Below are 12,076 nucleotides of genomic sequence, written 5' to 3'. Positions count from 1 at the left end.
AACACGACCGTTAAGCCCTCCAGCGCCGATGGTACTTGGACCGAAGGGTCCTGGGAGAGTAGGACGTTGCCAAGCGAAGGACCACTGTTGATGAACATCGACGGTGGTTTTTTTGTTTTCACTAATAATATTTATGAACGGCAGCTGATTTATTGAATACAGCTCATATCCTATTCATTAACTGTGGTTTCAGTTGATGTTTTTTCCTTTTTCTAAGGAATAAATCCTGTAGGCGTAGAGGTCAAGATAAATAAGAGGCAGAGGCAGAATGACCTAAGGCACTTGGTGCCGATGGAGAGGGTTTATGAATCTTTTGTCATCAGGAAAGATCGAGATACCGCAGTTCTGTATTTGTCATCGTGTATAAGGCATGTATACTCCCCAAACGAAGTAACATTTTTGTTACCGACAGTGCATAAGTAGTCAGTATAATATGTATGTACATGTTTGGGGGTGCCGAAGGAAACTGAATAATTATTACTTTTTCAATATAAGGAGGACATACATGCTCAATAAACCATGGCTGCATGCTCTTCTTGTGTTTGGAGTCGTCTGTTTGTTGCTTACCGGTTGTATGAAAAGCGAGCCCTCGTGGACATCCTTTGAAGGAGCTGCGAACGATAAGACATTTCCGGTACCGAAGGAAGCAAATCGTACTGATCGGACATCCGGTAATTCTAAATTAGACTATGTACGCTACTCGATGAAAGGCCTTAAGGATGACGCCCAGATTCCGGAAGCTTACTTGAATAAGATTAAAGAGTGGGGCTGGAAGGAAAAAACGGAGGAGGCCGAAGGGAACTCGCACGTATTCGAGAAGCAAAGCCGGGTAATTAATTTAACCATTCATAAAGATTATTTTACGGTGACCGTTTTAACTAAGGGAAAGGCGACAGTTGAAAGTGTGGATACCGATTTATAGTGGCCTGCATCTAAGGATGCGGGTTTTTTTAATTGCAGGTGACATCTGAAGGTCCTTCTAAATAGAGGGACCTTCAAGTTAATCATTGTGATGCTGACGATAAGGAATGGTTACTGTTGATAATAGGAAATGTCCTGCGCGTTAAATTTAATCATACCGTCTTTACGATGGGTCATTAAGCGAAGAAAAGCATAATATTGCGGAAGCAGGAACCAGAGATGCCAGAACAGCAAAGACAGCGTAAAGGGAACCGGTGACCAGAACATGATTGCAGCCAGCAGAAGCAGGCCTAATCCGGTGATATAGGTATAGACTTTCCGGAACAGGCGGTAGCTGAGATGTTGGTCAGTAATATATCCGAGCCAAGGCAGCCGCAGTGAGAATTTCCATCGTTTACGAAAGGGTGTTCCCGATAAAAGCAGAACGGATCGGGAAATGACATAATGAATCCAGAGCATAACCGGTGCGGCGAGAACGAAATAGAAGCAGCTGGTCCAGGAAATGCCCAGCATGAATGAAATTACCGCTATGTAGGGAAGAAGTAGATATAGGCGCAAAAGCAGCCGGGAAACCGGTATTTTTTTAATTAATTTATAGTGGTAAAAGGTTGCGTTAACTTGATTCTCATCCGGCATGGAGAACGCTCCACCTCCTAGAGGTCTATAATTCATATATCGGCTGATTGAATGACTTTTTTTAAAATTACTGTACAGACACTTGCGGGGATCGCAAGGAATATGTATGTAGGAATCAAAGGGGGATATGAAACCACTATGAAAAGGTTTAAAATAATAGAAAATGAGTCATACTTGATAGTAATTAATGAAATAAGGTGGGATGGTTGATGGAAAATCAAACCGAACACGTCTGTATTATTTGCGGGCAAGTCAAAGAAGAAGGAATCACCATTATATCACAATTTATTTGCGAAGAGTGCGAATGTGAAATGGTGCATACAAATGCCGAAGACGCCAAATACCATTATTTTATCCATCAGATGAGACAAATCAATTTACAGACCAACGCGTAAGCAGGTATTTTGTTCAGGAGGGGCAGCGGGGAAGCTGTCCCTTTTTTGCTTTAGATATAAGAAAGAATAAGATTCGTAGACCGGCATCCTTATGTCGCAGGAAAAACTATGGCTTAATTGGTCTGGCTTCTTAGAAAGTACGGCGATAGAAGTTTTTCATATAAGAAAGTATAAGCTTCGTAGACACGGCATCCTTATATCGCAAGAAAAACTTCTGCAAAACGCGGTCTGGCTTCTTAGAAGGTACGGCGATAGAAGTTTTTCTTCTCATACAATGGACGCCGCTGCGGATTCTGTGTGTATTCCTGAGTAAATGACTCTCTTTATAGGGCTACTTTATACGGTGACCGTTAGCCGGATGATTCAATATACGATAAAATAGGGTAGAGATTGAAACCGGAAGGGATTTTTGCTGGGAATGAAAAAGCAACAAGTGAACAAGCATCGAGCACCGGTATATGAGATGATGCTGGAGATGAAAGATAAAGCATATACATCGTTTCATGTGCCCGGACATAAAAAAGGACAGGCCTATACTGAATCCGGTGGAGCTGGATTTCTACAGGACGTGCTGCAAGCGGATCTAACTGAAATCACGGGGACAGATGATCTTCACCACCCGGAAGGCGTTATCCGGGAGGCTCAAGTGCTGGCGGCGGATTGTTTTGGAGCCGAGGAGAGCTTCTTTCTGGTTGGAGGCAGCACAGCCGGAAATGTAGCGCTGATTCTGACGGTTTGCAGCAAGCCGGGAGATGTGCTGATCGTCCAGCGGAATGTCCATAAATCGGTGATCCATGGGCTGATGATGGCGGGGGCGAAGGCGATCTTTATCCAGCCGGAGCTCGACCTGGTCAGCGGACTGGCGGTGGCCCCGTCCGCTGAGACTGTCACCGCCGCCCTGGCCGCCTATCCGCAGGCCAAGGGCGTGCTGGTCACCATGCCGAACTATTACGGCATGGGCAGCGATTTGGCGCCGCTTGCGGAGGCGTGCCACCAGCACGGGGTTCCGCTGCTGGTGGACGAAGCGCACGGCGCCCACTACGGGCAGCATCCGCGGCTGCCCGGAAATGCCTTGGCCAGCGGAGCGGACGGCGTCGTGCAATCGACGCACAAGATGCTGGCCGCGCTCACCATGGGAGCCATGCTGCACGTCCAGGGGCCGCGGATTAACCGCGGCCTGCTCCGCCAGCGGCTCGCCATGGTGCAGAGCTCGAGCCCATCGTACCCGATTATGGGCTCGCTGGACCTGGCCCGGCGCCTGCTGCATGTGCAGGGCGCCGGAGCCTTCGCGGCGGGGCTCGCCGCCGTGGATGCCCTGGCGCGCGGCCTGGCGGAGCTGCCGCGATTCAAGCTGCTGCACCCGCAGGGGCAGCAGCCACAAGAGTCCGCCGGCGCTGCATCGGCGGACGGCCCCTCGCAGGCGGCCCTCCGCCGTCCGGCGGCCGCATACACCATGCAGGACCCCTTCAAGGTCGTCATATATGACGACACCGGTGTCCTGAGCGGTTATGAGCTGCAGGAGCGGCTTGAGGCGTATGGCTGCGTACCGGAGATGAGCGATGACCGTTATGTGGTCCTGGTGTACAGTTTAGGATCCACTGAGGAAGACACCCGTCACCTTCTGGATGCCCTCCGGCATATAACTGTAGAGAAGGCGGACGCCCAGAAATCGGATGAAGCGCCTGCTGCAGCTGAAAGCCGCCATTCGGTTCAAGCAGGGGCGGGAGAAGCCTCACACCTCACGGGAGCGTCCAGCCTGTCCAACATGCAAGGGAGCCCTGCCGAATTTTCCACGTGGAACATTTTAGCCCAGGCCGTCATATCAGATCCTATTCTATTTGGACTGCAGCCCATATCTCCTGAAGATACCGAAACGGTCCCTCTTCAGGAGTGCGCGGACAGAATCGCTGCGGAAATGATCATTCCGTATCCGCCAGGAATTCCACTCCTGTATCCGGGAGAGCGGATCACCGAAGATACGGCGGCAAGACTCCGCGTCCTGTCCGATGCGGGAGCGAAATGCCAGGGGGCTGCGGATCCAACTCTACGAACCATTATCGTCTATATGAATAACAGAAAGCAGGGAAGCCATTTATGACTGGTCCAGGAGCATTTATTACGCTGGAAGGAGGCGAAGGGTCCGGTAAGACAACCGTGATCGGAAAAATTGGGGAACACTTTGACCGGCTCGCCATCCCCTATATGATGACCCGAGAGCCGGGAGGCATTGAAATCGCCGAGAAGATTCGGGAGATTATATTGAATCCGTCCCATACGGCCATGGATGCCCGAACCGAGGCGCTTCTGTATGCCGCTTCAAGAAGACAGCATCTTGCCGAGAAGGTAGAGCCGGCCCTGGAGAAAGGCCTAACGGTGATCTGCGACCGATTCGTCGACAGCAGCCTGGCTTATCAAGGGTATGCTCGGGGACTCGGTATGGATGAAGTGTGGGCAATTAATCAATTCGCCATTCATGACCGGATGCCGGATCTCACTTTTTATTTGGATATCGAGCCGGAGACCGGTCTGCAGCGGATTGCGGCAAATCAGGTACGTGAGGTCAACCGCCTGGATCTCGAAGGTTTATCTTTTCATAAGAAGGTACGGGAAGGTTATCATATCATCGCATCCCGTTTCCCGGAGCGCATCGTCGTCATTGATGCTTCCAAAGAGCCGTCTGCCGTGGAACAGGATATCATCCGTGTGCTTCAGGAGCGATTTTAAAGGATTTTTGAGGATCTTTGTCAAATAAGTACAGTAGCAGCCTGCAGCTATATAGAATGAACTAAAGAAAATGATGCTCAATCGCGGACATCAATGTGAACTGAAAGATTACAACGCAGTACTTTGGTTCAATCTATATGGATGGGCAGGTCTAAATAAGCGAGGAGGGAATGCAAGATGAAACTGATCGTTGCGATTGTACAGGATAAGGACAGCAACCGTTTGTCGGCAGGTCTGGTCAAGGCGAACTTCCGGGCGACGAAACTGGCGAGTACCGGCGGGTTCTTGCGGGCAGGTAACACCACATTTATGATCGGGGTGGATGACAGCCAGGTTGAAGCCGTGATGAACGTCATCCGCAGCAGCTGTAAAGTTCGGGAACAACTCGTCACTCCCGTAACCCCGATGAGCGGTACGACCGATTCATATTTGCCGCTCCCCGTAGAGGTACAGGTCGGCGGTGCCACCGTATTCGTTCTGCCGGTTGACCGCTTCGAACACTTTTAAGGCAGGAGATACACAGTGAAGATTAACCCGGGGTTCAGACCCCTAAAAAGCGATTTGCAGATCAACGAGGGCAATGCGAAGCAGGTTCAGCCCAAATCGTTTTCCGATATCATGCAGCAGCATGGCGAGAAGGTTTCACAGGAGGAGCTTGACCGCCGGTTCAAAGAAATTCAGATGCAGGGGGACCGTCTCGCCAGATCGATGACGATCCGCGAATTGAAGGCCTACCGTATGCTGGTCAAACGGTTTCTGGAGGATACGGTTCGCCGCGGGGTCCGGATGAAGGAAGCGCGCGGCTGGGACCGCAGGGGCCGGGGCAAGCGCTACAATCTGATCGATGAAATCGATTCGGCCCTCTTAGGACTGGCGGACGATATGCTGGAGAGCGAACAGGGGAAAATTGAGCTTTTGCAGCGGATTGGGGAAATCCGCGGCATGCTGATCAATTTGATGTTCTAAGTCTGCTGGCGGCACACTCTAATTTTGCAAGACAGATAAATTGAACTAGGGTAAGGGGAAGCACTTCGCCTGTATTTTCTAGTTGGAATCAAGGAGAAGCAAAGTTATACTTTAGTTCATTTAATACAGATTAGAAGAAATAGGAATAGGTAAAGCCCCTCGTACATGATAAACTATAGGTAAACGTATAATGCCGTACTGTAACATCGATGCGCCGGCCAGGCGACCGTCTTCCGGTCCATCGATATTGGGAAGAGAGGAAATATGTCTTTTGCAGATATTGCGGGTCAGGATGCGGCAAAGCAAATGCTGCAAAACGCCCTTCGCCGAAACTCTGTCAGCCATGCTTATATATTCAGCGGTCCAGCGGGGAGCGGACAGATGAAGACGGCCCGGATGTTTGCCCAAGCGCTCTTCTGCACCACGCTTGAGGACGACGCCTGCGGACAATGCCTCGAATGCCGCAAAGTGGAACATGGCAATCACCCCGATCTTCATCTTCTTGCTCCGGATGGATCGTCTATCAAAATCGACCAGATCCGCGACTTACAGCGGGTCTTTTCCTATCGCTCGGAATCGAAAAATCCGAAGGTATACATTATCGACCAGGCCGATACGATGACCGTTCAAGCGGCTAACAGCCTGCTGAAGTTTCTAGAGGAGCCGCCTATTCCGGCCGTAGCGATTTTGATTACGGAAAATGGACAGGCCCTGCTGCCTACCATTCAGTCACGCGCACAGCTGGTACCTTTTACTCCGCTCAGCCCCGGGCTGATGCTGCAGACGCTGGTGGATGAAGGATACGCTTCTCCGCTTGCCAGATGCGCCGTTCACCTATCGTCAGGACTGGACGGATGCCGCGAGTTGATGGAGCAGAATTGGTTTGCAGAAATTAGAAACGTAGTGTTACAATTAGGGAAGGAAGCTCTAGGCCGAGTCAGCTCCGCTCTGGTGACCGCAGGGCAGAAGGTGTTCAAAGCTGGGCTATCCGATCACTTGGATATACTGCTTAATTTGTTTCATTTGTGGTTCAAAGATATGCTTCACGTCCAGTATGGTAAGCACGAAAGTATCGTTTTCATAGATCAGGTGGACTTTTTGTCTACACATGCTTTAACCCGCAGCACGGCACAATGGGTCTCCTATATGGATTTAGCCGCAGAATGCAGGAAGAAATTGCGCTACAATGTGAATAGCCAACTCTGTCTTGAACAGTTTTTAATCGGTTTGGAAGGATAGCTTCAAGGCTAGCCAATGGTTTATGGCATATAAGGGGGTTAGTTTTTGTACAGTGTAGTGGGTGTCCGTTTTAAAAAGGCGGGCAAAATTTATTACTTCGATCCGCTCGATTTCCCGATTGAGAAGGATAACAGCGTTATCGTCGAAACGGCGCGTGGGATCGAATACGGCAAGGTTGTCGTTGGAAAAAAAGAGGTGCAGGAATCCGATGTAGTCCTCCCGCTGAAGAAGGTCATCCGGATCGCCGGTGACACCGACGCACGGGTTGTGGAAGAGAACAAGCAGGCCGCCAAGGATGCTTTTGCCACCTGTTTAAATAAAATCCGCGACCACGGCCTCAAGATGAAGCTGGTGGATGTGGAATTTACGTTTGACCGAAATAAAATCATATTTTATTTTACGGCTGAGGGAAGAGTGGATTTTCGCGAGCTCGTCAAGGATCTGGCCGGTATTTTCCGGACACGGATCGAGCTTAGACAAATTGGTGTGCGTGACGAAGCCAAGATGCTGGGCGGAATTGGCCCATGCGGTCGCATTCTTTGCTGTTCGTCCTGGCTCGGTGATTTCGAGCCTGTATCCATCAAGATGGCTAAGGACCAGAGCTTGTCGCTGAATCCGACCAAAATCTCCGGCTTGTGCGGAAGACTCATGTGCTGTCTGAAATATGAGCATGATAATTATGAAAGTGTGAAGGAAGAGCTGCCATCAGTAGGCAAAATCGTCATCACATCGTTGGGAGAAGGCAAAGTGGTCGGCATCAATGCCGGCAGCCGAAGCGTCCATGTCCAGCTGTTTGATATCAGCAAGGTCAAGGAACTGCCATTGGATGATGTTGTCATCAAGTAGACCGTAGAGGTTACTTTCGGGGTGGAAACTTGGAAAAGAAAAATATTTTTGCACACATTCAAGAGATGGAAACACAAATGGAGCAGGTTCACAGTGATCTGGGTGAAATGAAGCTTCTCATCAAAGAGCTGCTGGAGGAAAACAACCGCCTGAGCCTGGAGAATGAGCAGCTGCGCAAAATATTAAAAGGAGCCATACCGGAGGAAGGATCTCCGCTGCCGCAACCGGCCCATGCCAAAGATGAGCAGGAGCATGAGATGGAGGACGTGGTGGGGGAAGGATACGACAACCTCGCGAGGCTCTATCACGAAGGTTTCCATATATGCAACGTCTATTATGGACATTTGCGCACAGAAGGCGATTGCCTTTTTTGCCTGTCTTTTCTGAATAAATGAAGCCGTAGGATAACTCCCTACGGTTTTTTTTCAATGTTTTCATGGTTTACAATGATTTAAGTATGATGTATCAAGGAATGTTAACCCTATGCTGCAGAGAAGGAAAATGAAGAATGAATATTGATAAATCACAAGTAACCTTGCGGCCGACGGAACGTCTTGACGATCTGCTGACGCATGATTTGCATATTATCCAGAGCGACGAAGTTTTCAGCTTTTCCATGGATGCGGTACTTCTGGCACGTTTCGCCGGAATTCCGGCCAAGGGGAAAGTGCTCGATCTGTGTACGGGCAACGGCGTCATTCCGCTGCTGCTCACCACCCGTACCGCGGCGGCCATCGAAGGGATTGAAATCCAGCCCCGTCTGGCGGATATGGCCCGGCGAAGCGTGGAACTGAACTCCTTGGATAACCGGATTCTCATCCGCGAAGGCGATCTGCGAGAGCTGCACAAGGAGACCGGGCACGGTGTGTATGACGCCATTACGGTAAACCCGCCCTATATGCCGTTGAACGGCAGCGATATCAAGCTGAATCCTCACCAGGCGATCGCCCGCCATGAAATCAGCTGCACCTTGGAAGAGGTCATTCAGACCTGCTTCAAGTTGGTCAAGCCCGGCGGGAAGGTCAGCATGGTCCATAAGCCGCAGCGGCTTGCAGATATTATATCGCTGATGCGGCAGCACCGGCTGGAGCCCAAGCGGATTCGTTTCGTACATCCCAGGGCCCATTTAGAGGCGAATATGGTGCTGGTCGAGGCGATGAGGGAAGGGAAGCCGGAGGTGCGGTTGCTGCCGCCGCTCATTGTATATAATGAGAATAACAGCTACTGCCCGGAAATTCTGGATATTTATTACGGAGCTAAAGAGGGGAAAGAATGAGTCTGAGCATACAAAGCAGTTTCCAGGAAAAAGAGGAGGGCGCGCCGGGTTCGCTATACCTGGTGGCCACGCCAATCGGCAATTTGGAGGACATGACCTTTCGGGCGGTGAACACGCTGAAATCCTGCGACATCATCGCCGCAGAGGATACAAGGCAGACGCGCAAGCTGCTCACCCATTTCGACATTTCCCCGTCCATGCTGTTCAGCTACCATGAGCATAATAAGGCGGCAAGCGGGCCTGAATTAATACGCTATATAATAGAAGGAAAAAATTTGGCCCTCGTCAGCGACGCGGGACTGCCGGCGATCTCCGACCCCGGATCTGACCTCGTCCAGTTGGCGTTAGAACAGGGAATTTCCGTCATTCCGGTCCCGGGAGCCAATGCAGCATTGTCCTCTCTGATCGTTTCGGGGCTGCCGACTGAGCGCTTTACGTTTATCGGCTTTCTTCCCCGGGAACGCAAGGAGATTCAAGCGGTGCTGGAGCCGCTGCAGGCGGCTTCCGGAACGCTGCTGTTTTACGAATCGCCCCACCGGGTAATGAAGACACTCAAAGCGATCCTTGAAATTCTCGGGAATCGAAAAATTGTGCTCGCCCGCGAGCTGACCAAGCGATATGAAGAGTTTGTAAGGGGAACGATTGAAGAGTGCCTGGAGCATCTGGAGGAGCATGCACCACTCGGGGAATACTGCCTCGTTCTGGAAGGTGCGGATCCGCAGGAGGAGCAGAAACAACGGGATGCCTGGTGGCAGGAGTTGACCGTGGAACAGCATGTGCAGCATTATGAGACTGAAGGGCTAACGCGGAAAGAGTCTATGAAGAAGGCAGCCACCGACCGCGGCGTCTCCAAAAGGGATGTTTATAACGCGCTATTGTAACGAATGCAAGCTTAAGGGAGCAGCAGGCGGGAGGGACAGATATCTGGTTCTTAGCCGAACTCTTCGAAAACCAGTCGCCTTTTATAGGGATGAAAGTTTTTCCGGAGATTAGAAACTTGTGTCAAAATAGAAGCAGCCGGGATTTCGCCCGGCTTCGGCTGTTCCTGATCTCCTTAATGCGGTGATATCGCCGCCAATCAAAAAAAATGCCTCCCACGGCCGGGTTCTAAGCCGAGGAGACACCAAGGAGATATGAAAAAGGTTAGAATTAACAATTTGAATACTCTTATTATATACTAAAATTCTTAATTTGTCACAGGTGTTGGGATTTCTGATATACAATCGTGACAAACAATTTTTCCTTTGAAGTAAGTTACATTCTCGGCATTGCCGCAGAAGATGCAGGCCGGTTCGTATTTCTTGAGCATAATACGTTCTCCGTCCACGTAAATCTCAAGTGCATCTTTCTCTCCAATGCCCAAGGTACGGCGCAGTTCAATGGGAATAACTACCCGACCCAGTTCGTCTACCTTTCTTACAATACCAGTTGATTTCATCATAACTGATCATTGCTCCTCTCGCCATAGTTTTAAAATGTCATAATTCGACAACGTTCTCTCTTTATTGATATCAATAATACCAACGATTCCCAAAACAGTCAACCAGTAAATTTGGTTCAATAACCTTACAAATAGCATAACAGCTAGGAAATCACTCATATCAGGATTCTTTTCCAATTATATCTCCTTGGTAGGATAATGTCGATTTGGAAATCCTTAATTCTGCTTATTTCGACATGCCTCGACATAAATTGTCAAAAATATTTCAAAATTAAAACAATTTGGAACCATAATTCACAAAAGAAACGGAGTTGACCTGAACATGAATCCACTACATGAGGAAAAAGTATTTAAAGATCCGGTTCATAATTATATTCACGTCCAGGACTCCACGATTTGGCGGCTCATTAATACAACCGAGTTTCAGCGCTTGCGGCGGATCAGGCAGCTTGGAACCTCTTACTTAACGTTTCATGGAGCGGAGCACAGCCGTTTCTCTCACTCATTAGGGGTATATGAGATTACGCGGCGGATTATTTCGCAATTTGAGCGCAGCGGGTATCCGGACTGGCCGAAGGAAGAGAGGCTGCTGACGTTGTGTGCGGCGCTTTTGCACGACTTGGGACACGGTCCGTTTTCCCATTCTATTGAAGAAGCGTTTCACATGAACCACGAAGACTGGACGCGCCGGATTGTTACCGGAGATACGGAAGTGAACGGCATTCTGAGCGAGATTGCCCCGGGCTTTCCGGACAAGGTGTCCTCCGTCATCGCAAAAACCTATGACAAACCCATCGTGGTGAATCTCGTTTCAAGTCCCCTGGATGCTGACCGCATGGATTACCTGCTTCGGGATGCTTATTACACTGGGGTGAACTACGGTACGATTGATATTGACCGTATTTTAAGAATGCTCCGTCCATACCAGGGGAGAGTAGTGGTCAAGGAATCCGGAATGCATGCCGTGGAGGATTATTTGATGTCCAGGTACCAGATGTACTGGCAGGTATACTTCCATCCGGTGACCCGCAGTTCGGAAATTATATTGCGCCAGATTTTCCGCCGGGCCAAGGAGCTATACCAGGATGCATATTCATTTGGCTTTATGGTCGAGCCGCTGCCGCAGCTGTTCGAAGACAGGCTGGATGTTAAAGATTACCTGAAGCTGGACGAGGCTCTGATTCAGACGGCATTCCTCCAGTGGTCCTATGAGGACGACCGTATACTCAGCGAGCTGTGTACCCGGTTTATGCACCGCAATCTGTATAAATATGTAGAAATGGACTCGGTCGATTTGGAAATGATCGATGAAATCCGCAGGGAGTTTGAACAAGCCGGGATGAATCCCGAATATGATCTGGAGATTGATTTTCCGACTGATCTTCCTTACGATGTATTTCGTCCGGGCGATGAGTCGAGCCAGAAACAGATCTTGCTGCTCGACCGCCAGGAGCATCTGAGGGAAATATCCGAGGTGTCGGATATTGTCCGTTCCATCAGCGGCATTCACCGCGGGAAATATCACTTATATTACCCCGAAGATAAATTGGAAAAGGCAATAACTGCCCTTTCTCCTTCGATTTCCCGCATTTTCAAGCTTTAATGACAAAATACCGTACAAAGACGGGACTT

Annotated in this window: 15 protein-coding genes and 1 rRNA gene; 13 read left to right on the top strand and 3 right to left on the bottom strand. The window is 49.7% G+C overall.

Going from position 1 to position 12,076, the window contains the following annotated elements; all coding sequences use genetic code 11:
* Window positions 1-75 (top strand): 5S ribosomal RNA (gene rrf / locus CJP46_RS37710); the annotation flags it as partial.
* Window positions 76-505: 430 nt separating this feature from the next.
* Window positions 506-922, top strand: coding sequence for a hypothetical protein (locus tag CJP46_RS34550; protein ID WP_094600146.1), 417 nt, complete (start codon window positions 506-508; stop codon window positions 920-922).
* Between the two features lie 110 nt (window positions 923-1,032).
* Here CJP46_RS34550 and CJP46_RS34545 read toward each other — a convergent pair whose 3' ends face one another.
* A complete protein-coding gene (locus CJP46_RS34545; RefSeq protein ID WP_094600145.1) occupies window positions 1,033-1,557 on the bottom strand; it encodes a hypothetical protein in 525 nt (174 codons plus the stop codon).
* 209 nt (window positions 1,558-1,766) lie between these two features.
* Here CJP46_RS34545 and CJP46_RS34540 point away from each other — a divergent pair, with 209 nt between their 5' ends.
* The 10 genes from CJP46_RS34540 (at window position 1,767) to rsmI (ending at window position 9,884) form a co-directional block, all read left to right on the top strand.
* Window positions 1,767-1,952 (top strand): sigma factor G inhibitor Gin, encoded by a 186-nt coding sequence (locus CJP46_RS34540; protein ID WP_076176641.1) that lies wholly within the window; start codon window positions 1,767-1,769, stop codon window positions 1,950-1,952.
* 418 nt (window positions 1,953-2,370) lie between these two features.
* On the top strand, window positions 2,371-4,050 hold the full coding sequence (locus CJP46_RS34535) for an aminotransferase class I/II-fold pyridoxal phosphate-dependent enzyme (RefSeq protein WP_094600150.1): 1,680 nt from the start codon (window positions 2,371-2,373) through the stop codon (window positions 4,048-4,050).
* Window positions 4,047-4,676 carry a dTMP kinase gene (tmk, locus tag CJP46_RS34530; protein ID WP_094600144.1) on the top strand — a complete coding sequence of 210 codons (630 nt, stop codon included), beginning with the start codon at window positions 4,047-4,049 and terminating at the stop codon, window positions 4,674-4,676. Before CJP46_RS34535 ends, tmk begins: the two co-directional genes overlap by 4 nt.
* Before the next feature lie 177 nt (window positions 4,677-4,853).
* Window positions 4,854-5,183, top strand: a complete 330-nt coding sequence (locus CJP46_RS34525) for a cyclic-di-AMP receptor (protein ID WP_036712689.1) — start codon at window positions 4,854-4,856, stop codon at window positions 5,181-5,183.
* 15 nt (window positions 5,184-5,198) lie between these two features.
* Window positions 5,199-5,642: a YaaR family protein gene (locus tag CJP46_RS34520; protein ID WP_094600143.1), complete on the top strand. Its 444-nt coding sequence runs from the start codon at window positions 5,199-5,201 to the stop codon at window positions 5,640-5,642.
* 264 nt (window positions 5,643-5,906) lie between these two features.
* Window positions 5,907-6,881, top strand: a complete 975-nt coding sequence (gene holB / locus CJP46_RS34515) for a DNA polymerase III subunit delta' (protein WP_094600142.1) — start codon at window positions 5,907-5,909, stop codon at window positions 6,879-6,881.
* Window positions 6,882-6,926: 45 nt separating this feature from the next.
* Entirely contained in the window at window positions 6,927-7,727 is an 801-nt protein-coding gene (locus CJP46_RS34510) for a PSP1 domain-containing protein (RefSeq protein WP_094600141.1), read from the top strand.
* Window positions 7,728-7,756: 29 nt separating this feature from the next.
* Window positions 7,757-8,122 carry a DNA replication initiation control protein YabA gene (gene yabA / locus CJP46_RS34505; RefSeq protein ID WP_094600140.1) on the top strand — a complete coding sequence of 122 codons (366 nt, stop codon included), beginning with the start codon at window positions 7,757-7,759 and terminating at the stop codon, window positions 8,120-8,122.
* 113 nt (window positions 8,123-8,235) lie between these two features.
* On the top strand, window positions 8,236-9,003 hold the full coding sequence (locus CJP46_RS34500; RefSeq protein ID WP_094600139.1) for a tRNA1(Val) (adenine(37)-N6)-methyltransferase: 768 nt from the start codon (window positions 8,236-8,238) through the stop codon (window positions 9,001-9,003).
* Entirely contained in the window at window positions 9,000-9,884 is an 885-nt protein-coding gene (gene rsmI, locus CJP46_RS34495) for a 16S rRNA (cytidine(1402)-2'-O)-methyltransferase (protein ID WP_094600138.1), read from the top strand. Before CJP46_RS34500 ends, rsmI begins: the two co-directional genes overlap by 4 nt.
* Before the next feature lie 305 nt (window positions 9,885-10,189).
* Here the strand turns inward: rsmI and CJP46_RS34490 are convergent, their stop codons facing one another.
* Both CJP46_RS34490 and CJP46_RS36765 read right to left on the bottom strand, forming a co-directional pair.
* Entirely contained in the window at window positions 10,190-10,444 is a 255-nt protein-coding gene (locus CJP46_RS34490) for an AbrB/MazE/SpoVT family DNA-binding domain-containing protein (protein WP_036712714.1), read from the bottom strand.
* A 6-nt stretch (window positions 10,445-10,450) separates the two neighbouring features.
* Complete coding sequence (locus CJP46_RS36765; RefSeq protein WP_179281447.1) at window positions 10,451-10,621, bottom strand: hypothetical protein; 171 nt, start codon at window positions 10,619-10,621, stop codon at window positions 10,451-10,453.
* Window positions 10,622-10,766: 145 nt separating this feature from the next.
* Between CJP46_RS36765 and CJP46_RS34485 the strand changes: the two genes are divergently transcribed.
* Window positions 10,767-12,047, top strand: coding sequence for an HD domain-containing protein (locus CJP46_RS34485; RefSeq protein ID WP_094600137.1), 1,281 nt, complete (start codon window positions 10,767-10,769; stop codon window positions 12,045-12,047).
* Window positions 12,048-12,076: the final 29 nt, after the last annotated feature.

Source organism: Paenibacillus sp. XY044 (assembly GCF_002257645.1).
Lineage (GTDB): Bacteria > Bacillota > Bacilli > Paenibacillales > Paenibacillaceae > Paenibacillus_AQ.
Note: the sequence above shows the minus strand (reverse complement) of the source record. Positions and strands in the feature narration are given on the sequence as shown.

What these genes read in the sequence shown, in the direction of transcription:
- CJP46_RS34550 (WP_094600146.1), top strand. Translation starts at nt 506, where the DNA reads ATGCTCAATAAACCATGGCTGCATGCTCTTCTTGTGTTTGGAGTCGTC.
- CJP46_RS34545 (WP_094600145.1), bottom strand. Translation starts at nt 1,557, where the DNA reads ATGCCGGATGAGAATCAAGTTAACGCAACCTTTTACCACTATAAATTA.
- CJP46_RS34535 (WP_094600150.1), top strand. Translation starts at nt 2,371, where the DNA reads ATGAAAAAGCAACAAGTGAACAAGCATCGAGCACCGGTATATGAGATG.
- rsmI (WP_094600138.1), top strand. Translation starts at nt 9,000, where the DNA reads ATGAGTCTGAGCATACAAAGCAGTTTCCAGGAAAAAGAGGAGGGCGCG.
- tmk (WP_094600144.1), top strand. Translation starts at nt 4,047, where the DNA reads ATGACTGGTCCAGGAGCATTTATTACGCTGGAAGGAGGCGAAGGGTCC.
- CJP46_RS34540 (WP_076176641.1), top strand. Translation starts at nt 1,767, where the DNA reads ATGGAAAATCAAACCGAACACGTCTGTATTATTTGCGGGCAAGTCAAA.
- CJP46_RS34500 (WP_094600139.1), top strand. Translation starts at nt 8,236, where the DNA reads ATGAATATTGATAAATCACAAGTAACCTTGCGGCCGACGGAACGTCTT.
- holB (WP_094600142.1), top strand. Translation starts at nt 5,907, where the DNA reads ATGTCTTTTGCAGATATTGCGGGTCAGGATGCGGCAAAGCAAATGCTG.
- CJP46_RS34525 (WP_036712689.1), top strand. Translation starts at nt 4,854, where the DNA reads ATGAAACTGATCGTTGCGATTGTACAGGATAAGGACAGCAACCGTTTG.
- CJP46_RS34490 (WP_036712714.1), bottom strand. Translation starts at nt 10,444, where the DNA reads ATGATGAAATCAACTGGTATTGTAAGAAAGGTAGACGAACTGGGTCGG.
- CJP46_RS34485 (WP_094600137.1), top strand. Translation starts at nt 10,767, where the DNA reads ATGAATCCACTACATGAGGAAAAAGTATTTAAAGATCCGGTTCATAAT.